The 19,754-nt window shown below is 70.2% G+C and carries 14 protein-coding genes and 1 pseudogene; 6 read left to right on the forward strand and 9 right to left on the reverse strand.

Features of this window, described 5'->3' with window-relative positions; genetic code table 11:
* Nucleotides 1-77: 77 nt before the first annotated feature.
* The gene (locus tag AC2XR2_RS03975; RefSeq protein ID WP_491514282.1) at nt 78-2,231 is read right to left on the reverse strand and encodes a hypothetical protein; all 2,154 of its coding nucleotides are present in this window, start codon (nt 2,229-2,231) and stop codon (nt 78-80) included.
* Nucleotides 2,232-3,203: 972 nt separating this feature from the next.
* Here AC2XR2_RS03975 and AC2XR2_RS03980 point away from each other — a divergent pair.
* A pseudogene (locus AC2XR2_RS03980) lies at nt 3,204-3,437 on the forward strand (DNA cytosine methyltransferase); the annotation flags it as partial.
* 611 nt (nt 3,438-4,048) lie between these two features.
* Here AC2XR2_RS03980 and AC2XR2_RS03985 read toward each other — a convergent pair.
* Nucleotides 4,049-5,686 carry a hypothetical protein gene (locus tag AC2XR2_RS03985; RefSeq protein WP_449348673.1) on the reverse strand — a complete coding sequence of 546 codons (1,638 nt, stop codon included), beginning with the start codon at nt 5,684-5,686 and terminating at the stop codon, nt 4,049-4,051.
* Nucleotides 5,687-6,195: 509 nt separating this feature from the next.
* Here AC2XR2_RS03985 and AC2XR2_RS03990 point away from each other — a divergent pair.
* Nucleotides 6,196-7,620 carry an MFS transporter gene (locus tag AC2XR2_RS03990; RefSeq protein WP_491514283.1) on the forward strand — a complete coding sequence of 475 codons (1,425 nt, stop codon included), beginning with the start codon at nt 6,196-6,198 and terminating at the stop codon, nt 7,618-7,620.
* Nucleotides 7,621-7,717: 97 nt separating this feature from the next.
* On the opposite strand, the gene AC2XR2_RS03995 is transcribed toward AC2XR2_RS03990, so the two are convergent.
* The 4 genes from AC2XR2_RS03995 to lnt form a co-directional block, all read right to left on the reverse strand.
* The gene (locus AC2XR2_RS03995) at nt 7,718-9,637 is read right to left on the reverse strand and encodes a helix-turn-helix domain-containing protein (RefSeq protein ID WP_491514284.1); all 1,920 of its coding nucleotides are present in this window, start codon (nt 9,635-9,637) and stop codon (nt 7,718-7,720) included.
* 121 nt (nt 9,638-9,758) lie between these two features.
* The gene (locus AC2XR2_RS04000) at nt 9,759-10,559 is read right to left on the reverse strand and encodes a 3-hydroxybutyrate dehydrogenase (protein WP_491514285.1); all 801 of its coding nucleotides are present in this window, start codon (nt 10,557-10,559) and stop codon (nt 9,759-9,761) included.
* 54 nt (nt 10,560-10,613) lie between these two features.
* Nucleotides 10,614-11,093 carry an NUDIX hydrolase gene (locus AC2XR2_RS04005; protein WP_381299480.1) on the reverse strand — a complete coding sequence of 160 codons (480 nt, stop codon included), beginning with the start codon at nt 11,091-11,093 and terminating at the stop codon, nt 10,614-10,616.
* A gap of 89 nt (nt 11,094-11,182) precedes the next feature.
* The gene (lnt, locus tag AC2XR2_RS04010) at nt 11,183-12,796 is read right to left on the reverse strand and encodes an apolipoprotein N-acyltransferase (RefSeq protein WP_381299479.1); all 1,614 of its coding nucleotides are present in this window, start codon (nt 12,794-12,796) and stop codon (nt 11,183-11,185) included.
* A 296-nt stretch (nt 12,797-13,092) separates the two neighbouring features.
* Here lnt and AC2XR2_RS04015 point away from each other — a divergent pair, with 296 nt between their 5' ends.
* Nucleotides 13,093-14,121 (forward strand): O-antigen ligase family protein, encoded by a 1,029-nt coding sequence (locus tag AC2XR2_RS04015; protein WP_491514286.1) that lies wholly within the window; start codon nt 13,093-13,095, stop codon nt 14,119-14,121.
* A 15-nt stretch (nt 14,122-14,136) separates the two neighbouring features.
* Here the strand turns inward: AC2XR2_RS04015 and AC2XR2_RS04020 are convergent, their stop codons facing one another.
* Both AC2XR2_RS04020 and AC2XR2_RS04025 read right to left on the reverse strand, forming a co-directional pair.
* A complete protein-coding gene (locus tag AC2XR2_RS04020) occupies nt 14,137-14,685 on the reverse strand; it encodes a hypothetical protein (RefSeq protein ID WP_330268762.1) in 549 nt (182 codons plus the stop codon).
* A gap of 135 nt (nt 14,686-14,820) precedes the next feature.
* Nucleotides 14,821-15,609, reverse strand: a complete 789-nt coding sequence (locus AC2XR2_RS04025; protein WP_491514287.1) for a glutamate racemase — start codon at nt 15,607-15,609, stop codon at nt 14,821-14,823.
* A 39-nt stretch (nt 15,610-15,648) separates the two neighbouring features.
* On the opposite strand from AC2XR2_RS04025, the gene AC2XR2_RS04030 reads away from it, so the two are divergent.
* The gene (locus tag AC2XR2_RS04030; RefSeq protein ID WP_491518403.1) at nt 15,649-16,845 is read left to right on the forward strand and encodes a glycosyltransferase; all 1,197 of its coding nucleotides are present in this window, start codon (nt 15,649-15,651) and stop codon (nt 16,843-16,845) included.
* A gap of 4 nt (nt 16,846-16,849) precedes the next feature.
* Here AC2XR2_RS04030 and AC2XR2_RS04035 read toward each other — a convergent pair whose 3' ends face one another.
* Nucleotides 16,850-18,076, reverse strand: a complete 1,227-nt coding sequence (locus AC2XR2_RS04035; protein ID WP_491518404.1) for a TerD family protein — start codon at nt 18,074-18,076, stop codon at nt 16,850-16,852.
* Between the two features lie 297 nt (nt 18,077-18,373).
* On the opposite strand from AC2XR2_RS04035, the gene AC2XR2_RS04040 reads away from it, so the two are divergent.
* Nucleotides 18,374-18,823 carry a DUF6643 family protein gene (locus AC2XR2_RS04040; RefSeq protein WP_123758921.1) on the forward strand — a complete coding sequence of 150 codons (450 nt, stop codon included), beginning with the start codon at nt 18,374-18,376 and terminating at the stop codon, nt 18,821-18,823.
* A gap of 42 nt (nt 18,824-18,865) precedes the next feature.
* A complete protein-coding gene (locus AC2XR2_RS04045) occupies nt 18,866-19,693 on the forward strand; it encodes an MOSC domain-containing protein (RefSeq protein WP_491514288.1) in 828 nt (275 codons plus the stop codon).
* The last annotated feature ends 61 nt before the right edge of the window (nt 19,694-19,754 follow it).

Consider the following 19,754-nt stretch of genomic DNA (forward strand, 5'->3'; position numbering starts at 1 on the left):
ACTGATTCCTAAGCGGTCTGTCAAGGCGCGAGAGTCTTGACAGACCGCTTAGGAATGGCGCACGTCGTGCAGCCGCATCATCCCTTGCCCGGCGCTCCGGCTTGGGCCAGGGCCGGTGGAATCTGCGCGGATTCTGGCGCATTGTCTGGCTCGCGCGGCGTTTCCATGACCGGCGTGGCGGCTCGGGCCAAGGATTGTGGAATCTGCGCGGACTCTGGCACATCGTGAGGCTCGCGCGGCGCTTCCATCCGGGACAGCAGATCTACCAAGGAGGACATGGCGCGCACGCTGCCTCGGTGAAGCAGGTCATGGTCCTGGCCGTTGAAGGTGATTCCGGCCTGCTGGAGCTGTTGTGCGACCTCTTCGACCTTTGCGTAAAGCGGCGAGTTGGACGGCACGTTCACGATCTTTCCACCGATGATGATCAGTCCGCTGTCGTCGTCCACGCCAAAGTGATCTGTTGTGGCATCGAACGGGAAGGGGGATGACTTCCGCAGGTACACACTGAGCCTGGCTGTCTGCCCTACGGGGTCAATGTCCAGGACCCTGACCTGCAGCCGGTACCCCGTCGGATCCCACGGGTCCTTGCGAAGGAACTCGTCGCCTTCCCGCAGAGCCTCGTTGCCGTTGGTTGCCGTGAGGAGATATGCCCGGTTGTTCGAGAACTCGTGGACCAGCACACAGGGCTCGGGAATGTCTGCATCCCAGCGCTCTTTGACACGGAACTCGAAGAAGTACTTGCCCACTCGGGCGCAGAGGTGCCCGGCCAGGTCACGTCTGTGGAGCGGCCGCAGGTCGACGATCGTGTCGCTCTCCTCGCTGGCTGCCTGCCAGACGCGTTCGAGCCAGCCCCTGCCCCACATGTTGGCGGCATTGAGGCCTGGACCGATCCTCCAGATCCTTTGTCCGGAGCTGTCCTGCTCGGTGAAGGCCGGGTGGGGTGCCATGTAGCACCGTCCGTGAGCACTCCCCTTGGTGCTCATGATGTCCCACCTGTCCCCGTACTCGTAGCCGCCACCGAAGCCGTGGTCAAGACCGTATACGTGGCCCATTTCCTGCCCCATCGTGCTGGGGGACAGCGATGACATTCCCGAGACGCCGGCAACGCCACTTGCGTCCCTGCCGTCACCGGAGACAGCACCGAGTCCCACACCGCCGAAAAGGTCCGTGGCGGGATGGGTGACCACCACGATTCGATCCGCAAAAGGCGCCAGGTCCACGCCCGCGCTGAGCGCGGCTTGACGTCCCCAGTTGATGAGGTCCCGGCGCCCTTGCAGGTTCCCTCCATTACCCGTGTAATCGGACTTCTTTTGTGCCAGTGTGTACCAGCCCAGGACCCTGGAGGCGCTGACGTCGAGATTTCCATGGGACATGTCCCGGAAGAAATCGACCATGTTGTACTTATTGGAACCGGTGCTGGTGAACAGCGCTTCAAAGCGCGTGCGCGGCAGTGAAGGTGGTGTACCGGCATCCTTGAACTGGCACAACAGGATAGCCCAGGGCGAAGAGGGATTTACTGGCGGACGCAAGAACGAGATTTCCGTCCAATCCGTCGCGAAGCCACCGGCCGGAATGACGCGCGGATATGCGAACGTGTTCTGTGGTGTGACGGTGCCGATGGCGCCGCTTCCATCGGAGGCTTTATAGTACATGATGCGGTCACCGCTAAGCGCGACGACTTGCGTCCAGCCCTTCGCGAAACCACCCGCGGGGACGGCCGTGACTTCCGCGATCACGTTATTGGCTGTGATGGAACAGACAGATCCGCGCCCGGTGGAAGCGCTGTAGAAGAGGATGCGTTCGCCGCTGAGGGCGGTGATCTGCGTCCAGTCCTTCGCGAATCTCCCCGCAGGGTAGACCGTGACCTGGTTGAGCACGTTGTTTTGATCGATGGAGCAGACGACTCCACGCCCGGTAGTGGCACTGTAGAAGAGGATGCGATTACCGCTGAGTGCGGTGATCTGCGTCCAGTCGCTGGCGAAACTCCCCGCAGGGTAGACCGTAACGTCACCGATGGCGTTGCTTTGATCGATGGAGCAGACGACTCCACGCCCGGCGGAGGCGCCGTAGAAGAGGATGCGATTACCGCTGAGTGCGGTGATTTGCGTCCAGTCGCTCGCGAAACTCCCCGCGGGTATCACAGTGAGGTCTTTGGTGACGTTGTTTGCGTCTATGGAACCGATGCATCCACGCGCCGTGGAGGCGCTGTAATACAAGATGCGGTCTGTCATGTCGCAGCCTCCTCGACTGAATGCGCGCGTGCTGGCGCCAGTCATGGCATTTGCTGGCGACTACCGCTCATGCGGGAAGGCGAGTCCCCTCTTGCGGCGCCTTCTCCCCAGGGGGACGGAGGCCCAGCCCTTACGAGTAGTCAGCTCAAGCCCTCGTTCAAGTATGGGCACGAGACGCCGGACCGTGCTAGTCGGGGCGCCGTAACCTCCCGACTCCCGCAGGGTAGTTGAATCAACACCGGATTACGTGAAGGGGCAATTACTGAGCCGCTTGAACTCGGGTTGTCGTAGGCGCTGGATTGATCCTCGCGGTACTCCGTCGTCATTAGGTACGCGCAGGGCGTGAGCCAGGGTGCTCCGGTGAAAAGATCCAGCCATTTGGGATCTTCGTCGGCGTGCACCCTCCCGGCTGCGTCTGCGAATCGCAGGACTCTGCGGTGACGCGCCCCTGACAGGCGAAATGACGGCAACTCGACAACCATGCAGGCGGCGAGGGCGACGCCGTCAACATCATCCTCACCACTGGGTTCGCGCCAGGTCCGACACCGGGCCAGCGGTCCCCCGAAGTACTGCTAGGAGGGCGCGCGAGCAGGTTCAGTCGTCGTCCCCCACCATATTGGCCATGCTCCCCCTTGTGCGGCCGTGCGCCGACCGATGCACGAGTACAGATGGTTATGACCAACGGCATCGCCGGGGTGGGAAATTGGGCGAGAGAACAGGAGAAGGCCTCCAGCCCGATCGGCTTCCCCACCACTACGCGCTGAAGGCCTAACCCCCAGGAGTGCCTGGAAGGTGATACGGATGACCGTACTCAGTGTGTAAGTTCCCCTGACAACGGCTGGGCACACGGCGCGAACTCGTCGCACAGGATTGTGATCGTCGTGACGATCACGGTAACCCTAACGGCGTGCGCCGACCTGAGCCCCGATTGGACTATGGCTACCGCAGCGTTGCACGCCGTGTTCGTCGTCGCTGGGCCTGAGCGGCAGTGGGGGTGTGGGAGTGCCCCATCAGTGGGCGTGCAAGACCGGTGCCCGGGCTGGGCAGCTGACGTTCCGTACCGATGTCGCCGTCTATCCGGCCTGGAGCTTCTCCGGCCGGGTCCTCGGGTTGATCGCCTCCCCACCGTTTCAGGCATGGAGCATGGCGGGCAAGCGGATCGGCCTGGTTGACCAGCCCCTCGTCCATCAGGCCGTCACCGACCTGTACGTCTGGTTCGTGATCTGACGTCGAGGAGTGCGAGGGAGCGGCGGAGGTCGCGGGTGTTGTGGCGAAGGCCGGCCGCGATGTCCCTTGCTCCGGACGGGCGCGGGACTGCGATGGCGAGGTCACGCCAGGTGGCCATCACGCGGGGCGCGTTGCCCATCCGCTTCTGGAAGGAGTCCTCGGCGAGGGTGGTGTCGTGGACATGGTGCAGGGCTTCCAGTGGTGGCGTACGAGTTGGGCGCGCTGGGCCGTGCTGGCCTGCTCAGCGGTCAGGCTGGGGTGACGGCGCAGGCCGTCTTGCCAGTTCGCGGTCGGTGCGGCGGTGCTTGATCTGGAGGCCTGGCGGGCTCCGGGGAAGAAGAGGCTGACACGGCGGCGGCCTCGATCCGGCGGACCTCCGAGCGGCCCTGGCCGGTGCCCCGGCCACGTCCCCGAAGCGGGGTCCGCACGAGTCCGCCGCGGGCACCTCCGCTCGAAGACCACCTGCCCCCGCGGACTCCAAAATCGGCCCGGCCCGGCCCAGGACCACCGGCCAGCCGCAGGAAAGGACCGTGAACCCTGCAAGGCCGCGCACGACGTCAAGCCAGGAGCGCTCACACGTGCGGCACGACTCACGCGTTCCACAGCTCGGTCAGCAGCGCCTGGACGAGGGGGTTCGAACTCGTGGGATGCACACAGAAGCGGTTCTTGAACTGCGACGCGATGTTCTTCGCCTCGACGCGGATCGCCGGGGGGTCGTAACGCGCGTACTTGTAGACCCACATGACGTAGAGCGTCGCGCGAGCGTACCCGCTACCGGGTTCGAACTTCGCGTCCATGCCGTTGTCGACGCCGGACGCGCCGGTCCACGCGGTGCACGACGTATGGCCGGGGTCACCCGGCTCGTTGTGTCGGCTCTCGTGGTTGAACAGGTACAGCGAGTGGACGTACGGGGCGGCCACAGTAGGCGTTGCCGGGTTGTTCCACCACGTGGTGAACGTGCGGTTGAGGTTGATCACTCCGCCGCCCGCCATGTTGAGCGCGGTGTCCAGCGAGACCCGGATGGTGTGCGTGTTCAGCCGCACCTGCTCGTAGGCGGTCGCGGCCGTCCCGTAGGGCAGCGGCTGCGAGAACCGCTGGTGGCGTAGGACGTCGAGCTTGGCGATGACGGCGGTGCGCGACGGATTCGGGGAGGTCTGGTCGAAGGGAAACCCGGGATACGTGGCCCACTGGTCGGCCGGGTTGCCGGAGGTTCCGTCCACCCACTGAAACGTGAAGTCTCGGAGGACCCGACCGATCTCCGCAGGCGAGGGTGCCGCCTGGTACAACGCCCCCAGGTCAGCGAACACACGTACGGTGACGCTCTGCTTGAGACGCTCCTTCGAGGCGGTGATCACATGTGTACCGGACGACAGCGTGACGGTCGGCGAGCCCGTGCCGAGCGCGCCGTCAATGCTCGACTGCCAGGCGATGCCGTCGCTGTTCCAGGACGGCCCGGTCGCGCTGAGGATGTTCGCGTCGAGCGAGGTGGTCTCGCCGCTGACGAAGCGCTCTCCTTCGAGCACGCTCTTGATGTTCATGGACCCGCCGAACCACGGGGACACGCTGATGCCGGCGTGGTCGAAGTGGTACCCGAGCCCCATCCGCTTCACGACACTGCCGCTGAGCGCGAGCGTCCAAAGGTAGGAGAAGCCGTCCTCCTCGTTCGCCACGAAGTAGAAGAGGTTCTCCGACGGCGAGTGGCACAGCCCGCCGAACACGCGCAACCCGGCACCGAAGAGCTTGGTCACAGTGCTGCTCTTCTTGATGGAGTAGAACCAGGTGAAGTTGTCCTGTGTGATCAGCGCGTAGAAGGTGTCAGTGGCCTGCACATAGGTCAGGCCGACTGCCACACCGAGGGCGACCGTGAACAGTTCGCTGGCCTCGCCGCTCATGGTGATGCGGTAAAGCTTGACGGATCCGTCGAACTCGTTCGAGAGCGCGTAGAAGCAGTCGTCCGCGCCGTGGTAGGCGATCCCGCCCGTCAAGTTCTGGCCTGTCGGGCCCAGGATCTCTAGTGCTCCGGCTGTGCTGATGCTGCACAGGAGCGGGCCCTCGGGATTGGTCGGCGCCACGGTGTAGTAGAGCCGCGTCGCCGGTTTGTACGTCAGCCCCGCCAACTTCCGCGCCGGGGTGATGGGCTGGCCCTTCACCGTGCCCTGGATGTCGATGGTGGTCCAGGTGGGATCGGTACCTGGGTGCTGGGAGCCGATCGTGTACAGATCGATCATGCGAACCGCCACTTGACTAGAGGATCGCCGTACGGGCGAAACTGTCGCGATGCGGACAATGCTGGCACGGGTGGCGGGGCAGTCGTGCGAGGCGCGCACGTTTACCCAGGTGCCGGAAGGCAGCCCCGCCCGTCCCGGGGCTGACCGAGTGCCAACGTGGCCGGACCGGAGGCCGCAGGGCATCATCCGGCTCCACCAATAGCGGGCGTGCCCCCGCCAATTCGCGCCCGATCTAGCGCATGCCAGATTTCACGCAACGTAGTCAGCACCAAGCCAGCATGGGAGTCAGCTCCCCTACTCACACCCCTTCCCGAACAGCGCAACTCGGACTGTGCGCTCCCGAGCTCGATAGGGGGCTCTCGTAAGAACCTCTGGCGACGCCCCCATGGTGGTCCCACTCACTTCGACAAGCAGAACTATGTTGTCCCGCCACATGTGCCCTTGACCTGGGCGTTCCTACCGTGTGCGAACACGTACCCGTCCCCATCGCACACGAGGAAGTGGCGCACATGGCCTCCGCAGCATCCGCTCCCCCGACGCCGAACAACCTGAAGCGCATCGTCGCCGCCAGCCTCATCGGCACCACCATCGAGTGGTACGACTTCTTCCTCTACGGCTCCGCGGCCGCCCTGGTCTTCAACAAGCTGTTCTTCCCGGACTCCGACCCGCTCGTGGGCACCCTGCTCTCCTTCCTGACGTACGCCGTCGGATTCGCCGCCCGCCCGCTCGGCGCCCTGGTGTTCGGGCACTACGGCGACCGGCTGGGCCGCAAGAAACTGCTGGTGCTGAGCCTGCTGCTGATGGGCGGGGCGACCTTCGCGATCGGCCTGCTGCCCACGCACGCGACGGTCGGCACCGCCGCTCCCGTGCTGCTGACCTTGCTCCGCCTCGTGCAGGGCTTCGCGCTCGGCGGCGAGTGGGGCGGGGCCGTCCTGCTGGTGTCCGAGCACGGCGACGCGCGCAGGCGCGGTTTCTGGGCCTCCTGGCCGCAGACCGGGGCACCCGCCGGGCAGCTCCTCGCGACCGGTGTGCTGTCGTTGCTGACCGCGATCCTGTCGGATGCCGCGTTCGGCAGCTGGGGCTGGCGGATCCCCTTCCTGCTGTCCGGTGTCCTGGTGATCGTCGGGCTGTGGATCCGGCTCTCCGTCGACGAATCACCCGTGTTCAAGGAGGCGTTGGCGCAGGCGGAGGCCCGCAAGGCGGCGCGGGACGGTGCGGCCGAGAAGCTGCCGGTCGTCTCCGTGCTGCGGCACCACTGGCGCGATGTGCTGGTGGCAATGGGCGCACGCATGGCGGAGAACATCAGCTACTACGTCATCACCGCGTTCATCCTCGTCTACGCCACCACTTCGGCAGGTGTCTCCAAGCAGACCGCCCTCAACTCGGTGCTGATCGCCTCGGCCGTGCATTTCGCGGTGATCCCCGCCTGGGGCGCCCTGTCCGACCGCATCGGCCGCCGCCCGGTGTACCTGCTCGGCGCGGTCGGCGTCGGTGCCTGGATGTTCCCGTTCTTCGCGCTCATCGACACCGGCGGCTTCGGCAACCTGATCCTCGCGGTGACCGTCGGACTCGTCCTGCACGGAGCCATGTACGCGCCCCAGGCCGCCTTCTTCTCCGAGATGTTCGCGACCCGCATGCGGTACTCCGGTGCCTCCATCGGCGCGCAGTTCGCCTCCGTCGCGGCCGGCGCCCCCGCCCCGCTCATCGCCACCGCGCTCCTGTCCGACTACGGCACCTCCACCCCGATCGCCCTCTACGTCATCGCCGCGGCCGTCCTCACGGTCGTCGCCGTCGGCGTCGCCAAGGAGACCCGCCTCCGGGACCTGGCCGAGGTCGAACCGGTCGGTGCCCCGGCCGCCGAATCGGCCGCCGACCCGGCCGCCGAGCCGGAGTCCGCGGTCAAGTCCCCGTCCGCGGACGCCCGAACCGCCTGAGCCCTCGTCTGGGCCCACCGCCTGGGCCCACCGTCTGAGCCCCTCCCGCAGCCCTGCGCCCGTCGAACCGGCCCCCGTACGCCCGCGCGTACGGGGGTCAGCGCCGTGTCGACGCCGACAACCGGTGCAGCCGTAGGGCGAGTTGGATCTCCAGGGCGCGGGCGGGGCTCTGCCAGTCCTCGCCGAGCAGCCGGCCCACGCGCTCCAGGCGCTGGGCGACGGTGTTGACGTGGACGTGCAGTTCGTCCTTGGTGCGGGCCGGGCTCATCCCGCAGGCGAAGTAGGCGTCCAGGGTGCGCAGGAGGTCGGTGCCCCGCCGGTCGTCGTAGGCCACGACCCGACCGATGGTCCGGTCGACGAAGCCCGCGATGTCCCGGTCGCCGGCCAGGAGCAGCCCCAGGAATCCGAAGTCCTCGGCGGCTGCCCCGTCTCCGGAACGACCCAGGAGCCGCAGCGCGTCGAGGCAGCGCCGGCCCTCCTCATAGGCGGTGGCCACGGCGTCCGGGTGGACGGCGAGGTCGCGCACCGGGGCGGAGGCACCGACGGTGACCGCCTCATGGACGGCGGTGCCGAGGTGTCCGGCGGTGCGGCGGGCCAGTTCGGTGGCGGTGTCCCCGGCCGCCAGGGGCAGCAGCAGGACGGTGCCGCCGTCACGGGCGGCGGCCAGGCCGTGCCGGGTCGCGGCGAGGTGGGAGGCCGCGGACCACAGGCGTCTGCGGGCGGCCGCCTCCTGGTCGGCGTCGGCCGCGGGGCCGTCGAGCCGCGCCGCCAGCACGACGTGGGTGGCGTCGAGGTCGGCCTCCAGCCGGGCGGCCCGCTCCCGCAACAGGCGCGGGTCACGGTCACGGGCGTCGAGCAGGTCGTCCAGCAGCTCACCGCGCACCCGCTGTTCGGCCTCCGAAGCGGAGCGTCTGGCGAGCAGCAGCAGGGAGGTGACCATCGCGGCGCGCTCCAGCGTGCGCTGGTCGACGGGGTCGAGTCCGGGGTGGCCGCGCAGCACGAGCGCGCCCAGGAGTTCGCCGCCCGCGGCGACGGCGGCGATCCAGTCGTCCTCGTGCCGTACGGCGTGGCCCTCGGCCCGGGAGGTCTCCAGGGCCTCGGCGGGTGCGATCTCGGTGAACTCGACCGTGCCGTCGAGGATCTCGGAGACGGCCGCCGCCACGTCGTGCACCCCGCCACCGCGCAGCACCAGTTCGGCGAGCCGGTCGTGGACGTCGGAGGCGCGCTCGATGACCCCGCTGCGGTCCCGGATGATCTCGTTGGCCCGCTCCAGTTCGGTCAGGGCCGAGCGGGTCTCCGTGAGGAGGTTCGCGGTGTCGATGGCGGCCGCGGCGAGGGCGGCGAACGAGCCGAGGAGCGCGATCTGCTCCCGCTCGAAGACCCGGGCCCGCCGGTCCGCCGCGAACAGCACCCCGATGACGTGGTGCCCCAGCGTCAGCGGCACGCCGAGGATGGCGACCAGGCCCTCGTCCCGGACGCCGGAGTCGATGGTGAGGGTGTGCTGGAAGCGGTCGTCCTTGAAGTAGTCGTCGGTGACATAGGGGCGGGCCGTCTGGGCGACCAGTCCCCCGAGCCCCTCGCCCATCCCGAGCCGCAGCTGCTGGAAGCGGGCGGCGACCGAGCCCTCCGTGACCCGCATGTAGGTGTCGCCCCGGGCCGGGTCGTGCAGGCTCAGGTACGCCACGTCCGTGCCGAGCAGGGACCTCGCGCGCTGCACGATGGCCCGCAGCACCGCGTCCAGGTCCCTGAGCCCGGCCAGGTCATGGGCGGTCTCGAACAGGGCGGACAGCTCGGCCTCGCGCCGACGCCGGCCCTCCAGCTCGTCACGTACGCGCAGGGCGAGCGCCTTGGCCTCCTCGAGCGCGGTGATCCGCTCGGCGGGCCTGCCCTCGGCGCGGGCGAGCAGCACCGGCTGCTCGTAGGCGTCGGCGGACGCGCCCCTGGCGAGCAGGGCGAGGAAGGGTGCCTCGGCACTGCCGACGGAACGCTCGGCGGACTGCGTGTGATCGCTGGACATGCCCACAGGATTGCTCATCGCACGGTCACCCCGTCAGGCCTGTGGAAAACTCCGGACCGGGTGAGCGACCGGACGACCGACCGGTTCCGCGGCACTCGGAGGTCCACCCCTTTCCCACCGGTCAGTGCGCGGTCCAGCCGCCGTCGAGGACGAGCGAGGTGCCCGTGACGACGGACGCCTGCGGGCCGCACAGGTACGCCACGGCCTCGGCGACCTCCTCCGGTTCGATGAGCCGCTTGAGCGCGCTGTCCTGGAGCAGTACCTCGGACACCACGCGCTCCTCGGGGATGCCGTGCGCCCGGGCCTGGTCGGCGATCTGCCGCTCGACCAGTGGGGTGCGCACATAGGCGGGGTTCACACAGTTCGAGGTCACTCCGTGGGGGGCGCCTTCGAGCGCGGCCGTCTTGGAGAGTCCCTCCAGGCCGTGTTTGGCGGCCACATAGGCGGCTTTGTAGGCCGAGGCACGCAGTCCGTGGACCGAGGACACGTTGACGATCCGCCCCCACCCCTGCCCGTACATGTGCGGCAGGGCGCCGCGGATCAGGCGGAACGGGGCCTCCAGCATCACGGTGAGGACCGTGTGGAACACCTCGGGCGGGAACTCCTCGATGGGGCGCACCAGTTGGATGCCGGCGTTGTTGACGAGGACGTCGGTGCCCGCGGCCGCGTGCTCGGCGGCGTCCAGGTCGGTGAGGTCGAGGACATGCGGTTCGACCGTCCCGGCCAGTCCCGCGGCCTGCTCGGAGAGCGTCTCCAGACCCGTCGCGTCCCGGTCGACCGCTCTCACCTTGGCCCCGGCGGCCGCGAGCCGCAGCGCGCAGGCGCGGCCGATGCCGCCGGCGGCGCCGGTGACGAGGGCGGTACGGCCGCCGAGGTCGAGCGTGGAGGTGTGGGGACCCGGGAGGGCACTGCTAGCGGTCATGCTCCGACCCTAGGCAGCGTCCCGCCCTCGCCACATATGGTCACACCCCATACTTCACGCGGAACTCGTGGTTTCGAACCATGTGGGTGCGTCCATCGACGCCTGCTTGATCCGCTGCATGCCGAACTCGTTCAGCTCCGGCAGGGCGTCCAGGGCGAACCACCCCACTTCGAGCGACTCGTCGTCGTTCACCCGCGCCTCACCACCGACGGCCCGGCAGCGGAACGAGATGTCCATGTACTGGCAGATGTCGCCGTTGACGTAGGTGACGGGCTTGAGGGCCTGGACCACGACGACCCGCTCGACGACGCAGATCACCCCCGTCTCCTCCTCGACCTCCCGCACGGCACAATCCGCGGGCTGCTCCCCCGGCTCCGGTATACCGCCGAGCATCGACCACTTGCCGGTGTCGGAGCGCCGGTTGAGCAGCACTCTGCCGGCGTCGTCGAAGACGATGGCGCTGACGCCGGGGAGCCAGAGCAGGTCGTGACCGATGGACTTCCGGAGGGTGCGGATGAAGTCAGGGGTAGCCATACGCCGACCCTAACCGCCGCCGATGACCCGCAAGTGATCTTCCGGACGACACTGGACGGACGCAGGCTCACGCCGGGCGGTCGTACGGCTCACGCATCCCCGGTGCGACGCCCCCGCAGCCCTGTGCTGATCGCCCAGCCGAGACCGCCCGCGGCGAGCAGCACCAGGACCAGCTCGGGCAGGGTGCCCATCAGGGTGGCCGGGGTCTCCGACGACCTCAGGGGCACCTTCTGCACCAGCGAGGCGGGGACGAACATGCCGGTCCTCTGGGTGATCTTCCCGTCCGGCATGATGATCGCGCTGACCCCGCTGGTCACCGGCACGGTGACGGTGCGGCTGTGCTCCACCGCGCGGACCCGGGACATGGCGAGCTGCTGGTAGGTCATCTCGCTGCGGTCGAAGGTCGCGTTGTTGCTCGGCACGGAGATCAGCTGGGCGCCGTCGGTCACCTCGGAGCGCACGGCCCAGTCGAAGGCGGCCTCGTAGCAGGTGACCAGGCCGACCTTGGCGTTGGCCATCTGGAAGACGCCCGGCTCGGTGCCCCGGCTGAAGTCCTGGCGGACCATGGAGGTCCAGTTCTTGTTGATCGCGCCGACGAGCCCCCGCAGCGGGAGGTACTCGCCGAACGGCTGGATCTGTCGCTTGTCGTAGGTGTCGGTGGGACCCTTGACCGGGTCCCAGAGGATCTGCTCGTTGTAGAGCTTGCCGCCCCGCTCGACGACTCCGCCGACGGAGATGGGGGCGTCGATGGCCCGGGCCGCCCGCTCGATGACCGCCGCCGCCTCCGCGTCGGTGAAGGGGTCGACGTCGGAGGAGTTCTCCGGCCACAGCACGATGTCGGGCTTCGCGACCTTGCCGGCCTTCACCTCGGCCGCCAGCCGCTCGGTCTCGCGTGCGTGGTAGTCGAGCACGGCCCTGCGCTGGGCGTTGAACTCCAGCCCCGCGCGCGGGACGTTGCCCTGGATGGCCGCGACGGTCACGGTGCCGTCCTCGGCCTTGTCGCTCACCAGGCCCCGGGCGGCGAGCGCCCCGACCACCGGCACGACCACGCTCAGCAGGGCCACGGCCGCGGCGGGACGCCGTACGGCACCGGTCCCCCGCCGCTCCACGACCAGCCGCACGACGTCGTACAGGCCGAAGCCGCACAGCACGACGGCGAAGCCCAGCACGGGCGTGCCGCCCACCGCGGCGAGCGGCAGGAACACGCCGTCGGCCTGTCCGAACGCGATCTTGCCCCAGGGGAAGCCGTGGAACGGCGCACGCGCGCGTGCCGCCTCACCGGCGATCCACACCGCGGCCGCCCACACCGGTGCGCCGGGCAGCTTCGAGACCGCCGCGATGCCGACACCGACCAGGGCGATGAAGATCGCCTCGATCGCGACCAGCGCGAGCCAGGGCCCGGGACCGACCTCGACGCCGGTCCACACCAGCAGCGGCAGCAGGAAGCCCAGGCCGAAGAGGTAACCGAGACCGAGGGCCGCCTTCCAGCCACGGCCGCGCAGCACCCAGCCGAAGACGGCGAAGGCGGGCAGGGCCAGCCACCACAGGGTGCGGGGCGGGAAACTGACGTACAGCAGCACTCCGGAGAGCGCAGCGGCGGCGGCCGGGACGAGACGGCGGAGCCGGGCGGCCCAGCGGGAGGCGGGCGCGGACTGCGGTTCCAGCTGGTCCGACTCGTCCACGGAAGTTGCGGTGACGGTCACTCCGGGAGTGTACGGCGGTTGACCTCGGCCTCGACAGCGCGGTCCGACTGGGCACCTGCACCGGCTTCCTCGCCACCAGCAGCACCCGCCCGGTGCGCTGACCGCCCGCTGACCGTGGTGCGCGGCGGACCGCTCGAACCGTGCCGCTGCCGGGCAACCCCGCGCAACTCGTCCACAAATCGACCATCAGCCGTTACGGTGTGCCCGAGTCCTTGTCGTACGGGCCGGTGGTGTCCGGGCGGCGGGGCCACAGGTCGGGGGACCGGGGTTCGGGGGGCGGGGTGGGTTCCACGGGGATGACGTCTGTGGCCGGTGCTGCGCGGGACGGCGACAGACGAAACGTTTCCGACGTGGTGGGCGTGCTGGTCCTCGGGGCCTGTGCCGCCTGGTCACTGATCACCGCGGCCGTGCACGACGGCCGTCCGGAGGGTGTTCTGCTCGCCCTGCTGGCCGTCGCCGCCGGCTATGCCGCGGGCCGGATCTCGGGGGCACTGCTGCCGGTCGCCGCGCCCTGTGCTGCCGCGCTGACCGCGCTGGGCCTCGCGGTGGGTCTCCCCCGTCTCGCCCAGGGCCCCGAGATCGTCGCACCGCTCGGTCACGCGGGCGCCACGGCCGCCCTGCTGACCCTGGCGGCCGGCGCCGCGTGCTGTGCCGCGTGGACCACCGGATCGCTCGTCCTGAGGCTCTTCCTCCGGCTGCTGGCCGTGGGCATCGCGGTGACCTCGGCCGCCCTGGGCTCGGCCTCCGGCTTGGTCACCTGCCTGGCCGTCCTGCTGTGCTCGCTCGCGGCGGGCCGCATGCGCCACCGCGGTCCCGGCATCCTCGGTCTCGCCCTGGCCGCGACCGCGGTGTCCGGTCTGACCTGGGCGGTTGCCGGAAACGCGGTGCCGGGCGGCCTCGCCGAGTCGCTGCGCGGCCAGCTCACCCCGCACCGGATCGATCTGTGGCACGACGCCCTGCGCCTGGCCCGCGAGGACACCGCCCTCGGCGTGGGACCGGGACGCTTCGGGGAGCTCAGCGCGACGGCGGGCCAGTCGCTGCTGCCGGACGGGAAACCGCATTCGGCGCCGCTCCAGATGGCCGCCGAGCAGGGGGTGACCGGCGTGGTCCTGCTGGCTGCTGCGTTCTGCTGGCTGCTGTACGCGCTGTGGCGCTCGCCGCGCCCGACCCCGGTCGTCCTGACCGCGGGAGCGGCCCTGACGGCGCTGGCGGCGATCGCCGCGGTCGGCAACGCGCTCAGCTTCACGATGGTGTCGGTGGGCGCGGGACTCCTGGCGGGCCTGGCGACCGCCCACCCGCTGGCCGAGGAGCCGGCCCCGAGCTGACCGGCCGGCCCGGACTCAGCGTCGCGGAGCGGTGGTCCCGGGCCGCAGCCGGTCCCGGATGATGCGTACGGCGGCCTCGGCGTCGTCCACGGTGACGGTGAACGTGTGGCCGTCCCACAGCCGCAGCACCACGCCCTCACCACGGCGTACGACGACGGCGGTGCCCTTCTCGGGCCGCCAGCGGTAGCCCCAGCCGCCCCACTGGCGCGGGTTGACGTGCGGGGCGAACTCGGCTCCGGCGACATGCGCCAGCGGGATCCGGCGGCGCGGTACGCCGATGTGGCCGCAGCGCACCTCCAGGCACTCCATGTCGACCCTGAGGGCGACATGGACGAAGGCGAGCGTGAGGAAGAGGACCAGCAGTCCGGCCGCGATGCAGCCGACCACGGACATGACCAGCGGGGCGACGCCGGAGGTCCACGCCGAGTCGACGGCGAGCTCGATGCCGAGTGCCACGATCGCGGCGCCGCCGAGCGCCAGCAGCCACTGGATCCGGTTGGATGCGCGACCGGTCCAGACGTCGGTGTGGTGCGAGGTCTGCTCGCCGTGGGGGTGGTCCCTCATGCCTACGAGATTACTCAGGTTTCGCCCCGCGGGTAGTTCGTCGCGGAGAGTGACTGCGCCGGGCGCGGCTTTCCGGCCGTCCGACGCGGTCGGCGGCGCGCCCTTGGGGCGGAACGTTCCGGCCGCTCAGCGTGGTCAGCGGGCGGGTGTGGCCGTGCCCAGGAGCCGGCCTTCCTCGTAGGCCAGGGCGGGCGCGGGCAGCGCGGTGCCCTCGCGGCCGCTCAGGAGCACCGTGAGGGTGCCGGTGGGCGCGGCCTCGGGGGCGGGCTGCTCGCCGAGCCGGCGCAGCGCCTGGGCGGCGACCGCTCCGGCGGAGCCGTGCAGGACGAGCGGCGGACGCCCGGGGCGCTGTACGGCGGCACGGATGCGCTCGGCGACCAGTTCGTAGTGGGTGCAGCCCAGGACGACGGTCGTCACGTCCTCGGGGGTCAGGGCGGCGGCCGCGGCGACGGCGGCGTCGATCGCGGGCTCGTCGGCGTGTTCCACCGCCTCGGCGAGGCCGTGGCAGGGCACCTCGGTGGCGGGCACGCCGTCGGCGAAATCCGCGAGGAGCCCGCGCTGGTAGGGGCTGCCGGTGGTGGCGGGCGTGGCCCAGATGGCGAAGGGGCCGCCGCCGGCCGCGGCGGGCTTGATCGCGGGGACGGTGCCGACGACCGGCAGGTCCGGTTCGAGGCGGGCCCGCAGGGCGGTCAGGGCGTGCACGGTGGCGGTGTTGCAGCCGATGATCAGGGCGTCGGGACCGTGGGCCGCGGCCGCCTCGGCGAGGCCCAGGGCGCGTCCGACGATGTCCTCGGGGGTCCGGGGGCCCCAGGGCATGCCGTCGGGGTCGAGGGAGAGCACGAGATCGGCGTCGGGGCGCAGTCGCCGTACCGCGGCGGTGGCCGCGAGCAGACCGATTCCGGAGTCCAAGAGCGCGATCTTCACCCGGCCACGATAGACGATGAGCCCTTGACGGCCTCTCCCGTGGGGCAGACTGCGCGCGTGAGCGCCATCGCGTGGACCGCCGCCGTATCCCTCGCCGCCTGGCTGTGGCTGCTGCTCTGCCAGGGCTTCTTCTGGCGCACGGACGTGCGGCTCCCGCCGGAGCGGGATCCGGACGCCTGGCCCTTCGTGGCCGTGGTGGTGCCGGCTCGCGACGAGGCCGAGGTACTGCCCGCGAGCCTCCCTTCCCTCCTCACCCAGGACTATCCGGGGCGTGCCGAGGTCTTCCTGGTCGACGACGGCAGCTCGGACGGCACCGGGGAGCTGGCCCGCCAACTCGCGCGGCGCGCGGGCGGGCTGCCGCTGACCGTGTCCTCGCCGGGTGAGCCGCCCGCGGGGTGGACCGGCAAGCTGTGGGCCGTGCGTCACGGGATCGGCCTGGCACGCGCGCGTGGCCCCGAGTATCTGCTGCTGACGGACGCCGACATCGCGCACGAGCCGGACAGTCTGCGGCGCCTGGTCGCCGCGGCGCACGCGGGGGGCTTCGACGTCGTCTCGCAGATGGCCCGACTGCGGGTGGAGAGCCTGTGGGAGCGGCTCGTGGTGCCGGCGTTCGTCTACTTCTTCGCTCAGCTGTATCCGTTCCGGCGGATCGGCAGGAAGGGCGCGCGCACCGCGGCCGCGGCGGGCGGCTGTGTCCTGCTGCGTGCCGAGACCGCCGAGCGGGCGCGGATCCCGGACGCCATCCGGCACGCCGTCATCGACGACGTGGCCCTCGCGAGGGCCGTCAAGGGCGGGGGCGGGCACATCTGGCTGGGCCTGGCCGAGCGGGTGGACAGCGTGCGTCCCTATCCCCGGCTGCACGACCTGTGGCGGATGGTGTCGCGCAGCGCCTACGCCCAGCTCCGCCACAACCCCCTGGTGCTGCTCGGCACGGTCCTCGGGCTGGCGCTGGTCTACCTGGTCCCGCCGGTCGCCGTCGTCACAGGTCTGGCGACGGCGAGCGCCGCGACCTGCGTGCTCGGCGGTCTCGCCTGGCTGGTCATGACCGGGACGTACCTCCCCATGCTCCGCTACTACCGGCAGCCGCTGTGGCTCGCGCCCCTGCTGCCGTTCACCGCGTTCCTCTACCTCCTGATGACGGTCGACTCGGCGGTGCAGCACTACCGGGGACGCGGCGCGGCCTGGAAGGGCCGCACCTATGCCCGCCCGGACGCCGTGGTCGGCGAGGAGAGGTAGCCGGTCACTTGCGGCCCGGCGTCCAGTTCATGCCCCAGCCGTAGGCGTAGTCCACCGTGCGCTGCGGGCTCACGCCCCGGTCGGGCACCAGATAGCGGGCCTCGCGCTGGACGACGAGGTCGTCGCCGGTGTTGGTGATGAGGGCCAGCGCGCAGACGGTGGAGGGCACCGTGCACTCGTCGAGCGAGAAGTCGATCGGGGCGCCGTACTGCGGCTGGAGCGTGACGGTGGCGTGCAGGTCGGCGAAGGAGCGCGCGCCCTCGTAGATGGTGACGAAAACAAGGATGCGCCGGAAGTCCCGCTGGTGGTCGAGGTTCACGGTGAGGTTCTCGCCGCCGGCGACCGCACCGGTGCGGTCGTCGCCGTCGAGATGGATGTACGGCGGCTGGTGCAGGGCTCCATAGGCGTTGCCCAGCGCCTGTACGACCCCCTTGCGGCCGTCGGCGAGCTCGTACAGGGCGCACAGGTCGAGGTCGAGGTCCGCGTGCATGGCCACCGCGCGGCCGCGTTTGCTGCCCCACCCCGAGAACTGTTTGCGTACCTGCCAGTTGAGGTTCACCCGCATCGCGCCCGAGGTGCCGCCCTGTTTGGTGAGGGAGACCGAGGGGGCCGCCTTGGTGAGCGTGACCTTGGTCAGGCGGACCGGCTGCGCGGCGGGCGCGGGCGGTGGGGCGACCGGTGCGGGCGTGCTCGCCGGGGGCGCCGCCTGCTGGGGCTCGTCCACGGTGATCCCGAAGTCTGTTGCCAGTCCTTCCAGTCCGCTGTCGTAGCCCTGTCCCACCGCGCGGAACTTCCAGGTTCCCTGCCGACGGTAGAACTCCCCGAGCACGAAAGCGGTTTCGACGGTGGCGCCGGTGCTGTCGAACCGCGCGGCCACGGTGCCCTGAGCGGCGTCCCGGACCTCGATGTACAGGTCCGGGACGTGCGCGAAGGTGCCGCCGTCCGAGGAGGCGGCCAGCACGACGGTCTCGACCGACGGCTCCACGCGCGCGAGGTCGACGAGCAGGATGTCGGTCACCCGGCCGCCGTCGGTCCGCTTGCCCTCGTGACGGACCGCGCCGGAGGCGTGCGCGGGCTGGTTGTAGAAGACGAAGTCGGCGTCCGAACGGACCTTTCCACCGACGAGCAGCAGGGCCGAGGCATCCGCGTCGGGGACCCCCGGTCCGGAACGCCAGCCCAATTCGACGCGCAGTGCCGTCGTGGGCACCGGAACGTTCGAGCCTTTCGACATTGACATGTCCGCCCCCATCAGGTGTCGGCAGGCCAGGACGCGCCCCGGCGGCCCTTCGTGTTCTACCCGCACAACCTATTCCCACGGGACAGCGAACTCCCATCCCGCGCACAGCAAGATCGCCGGTCAACCACCGGTAACCCCCTGGGAACTCGGGCTTTACACGCAGCGACCCCGGATTCGCGTCCTATTTTGCCGAGTTCGCTCGCATTGGGGATCCGGCGTCACTGCCGACACGGAAAACAACCCTCTTATCGGTCTCCCCAACCAGCACATCGTGGGCTTAACTTATGTGCCATGACCTCCCCCCGCTCCACTTATGGCGGCGGCTACTACTCCGCCTCCTTCCCGGACACTCCGATCTACGACTCGCTCGTGGCCGAGCGGGGCACCCCGCAGATCGCCCCGATCCGGGTCCCTGCCGCGTACGACGTCCCGGCGAGCCACCTGCCCGCGCTGCCGTCCTCGCTGCCCGCCCTGCCCGCGGGTCCCTCCCAGTCCGCCTACGGCTATCCGCAGGCGCAACAGCCCTCTCCGCTCCAGCAGGCGCCCGCCGCGTACATCCCGCAGCAGGCCGCCGCGCCGCGCGGTTATCCCGGGCCGCAGCAGCAGCCGCGCCCGGCCGCTCCCGGCATGGGGATGGGCATGAACACGGGCTACGAGGCGATGCGCCCCGCGGCTCCGCGGCCCGCCCAGGCGGCTCCCTACCAGGATCCGTACAACAACCAGCAGTACCGCGGGTACTGATTCCCCTCCCGGGCTGTCGGTGCCGCCTGGCACGATGGCCTCATGGGGAATGCGCAGCTGCTGTCGATCCACGTCCATCCGGTCAAGGCGTTCCGGGGTCTCGCGCCCCGGGAGGCCGAGGTGGAGCCCTGGGGGCTGGCCGGCGACCGGCGCTGGGCGTTGGTCGACGACGGGGGAAAGGTCGTCACACAGCGACAGCAGCCACGTCTCGCACTGGCCGCCGCCGAGCTGTTGCCCGGCGGCGGCGTCGTGCTGTCCGCGCCCGGCATGGAGCCGCTGACCGTGCCCGCCCCCGAGCCCGGCGGGACCCTCACGCTGGAGCTCTTCGGGGAGAAGGTCGAGGGGGTGCCCGCCGCCGACGCGGCCGCGCACACCTGGTGCAGCGACTACCTGGGCGTCGGCGCGCGCCTCGTGCACCTGGACGACCCCGCCACCCGCCGCCCGGTCGACCCCGAGTACGCGCTGCCGGGCGAGACCGTCTCCTTCGCCGACGGATATCCGCTGCTGCTCACCTCCGCGGCCTCCCTCGACGCCCTCAACTCCCTGATCGCCGAAGGCCGGCACGCCGCCGAAGGGCCGCTGCCCATGAACCGTTTCCGGCCGAACGTCGTCGTGGGCGGCACCGAGGCCTGGGCGGAGGACGACTGGTCGCGGATCGCCGTCGGCGACGTCACGTTCCGCGTGGTCAAGATGTGCGGGCGGTGCGTGGTGACCACGACCGACCAGTCCAGCGCGGTGCGCGGCAAGGAGCCCCTGCACACCCTGGGCCGCCACCGGCGCTTCGGCAGCAAGCTGGTCTTCGGCCAGAACCTGGTGCCGCAGTCCCGGGGCACGATCCGGGTCGGCGATCCGGTCAGGATCCTCGACTGAGCGGCCGGACGGGCCGCGGGCAGGGTTCCGTCAAAGATCCACCCGGATCCGTCCGGCGGGA

This window comes from Streptomyces sp. LS-MS-L19 (assembly GCF_058382285.1).

What these genes read in the sequence shown, in the direction of transcription:
- AC2XR2_RS03975 (WP_491514282.1), bottom strand. Translation starts at nt 2,231, where the DNA reads ATGACAGACCGCATCTTGTATTACAGCGCCTCCACGGCGCGTGGATGC.
- AC2XR2_RS03985 (WP_449348673.1), bottom strand. Translation starts at nt 5,686, where the DNA reads ATGATCGATCTGTACACGATCGGCTCCCAGCACCCAGGTACCGATCCC.
- AC2XR2_RS03990 (WP_491514283.1), top strand. Translation starts at nt 6,196, where the DNA reads ATGGCCTCCGCAGCATCCGCTCCCCCGACGCCGAACAACCTGAAGCGC.
- AC2XR2_RS03995 (WP_491514284.1), bottom strand. Translation starts at nt 9,637, where the DNA reads ATGTCCAGCGATCACACGCAGTCCGCCGAGCGTTCCGTCGGCAGTGCC.
- AC2XR2_RS04000 (WP_491514285.1), bottom strand. Translation starts at nt 10,559, where the DNA reads ATGACCGCTAGCAGTGCCCTCCCGGGTCCCCACACCTCCACGCTCGAC.
- AC2XR2_RS04005 (WP_381299480.1), bottom strand. Translation starts at nt 11,093, where the DNA reads ATGGCTACCCCTGACTTCATCCGCACCCTCCGGAAGTCCATCGGTCAC.
- AC2XR2_RS04015 (WP_491514286.1), top strand. Translation starts at nt 13,093, where the DNA reads ATGACGTCTGTGGCCGGTGCTGCGCGGGACGGCGACAGACGAAACGTT.
- AC2XR2_RS04020 (WP_330268762.1), bottom strand. Translation starts at nt 14,685, where the DNA reads ATGAGGGACCACCCCCACGGCGAGCAGACCTCGCACCACACCGACGTC.
- AC2XR2_RS04035 (WP_491518404.1), bottom strand. Translation starts at nt 18,076, where the DNA reads ATGTCGAAAGGCTCGAACGTTCCGGTGCCCACGACGGCACTGCGCGTC.
- AC2XR2_RS04040 (WP_123758921.1), top strand. Translation starts at nt 18,374, where the DNA reads ATGACCTCCCCCCGCTCCACTTATGGCGGCGGCTACTACTCCGCCTCC.
- AC2XR2_RS04045 (WP_491514288.1), top strand. Translation starts at nt 18,866, where the DNA reads ATGGGGAATGCGCAGCTGCTGTCGATCCACGTCCATCCGGTCAAGGCG.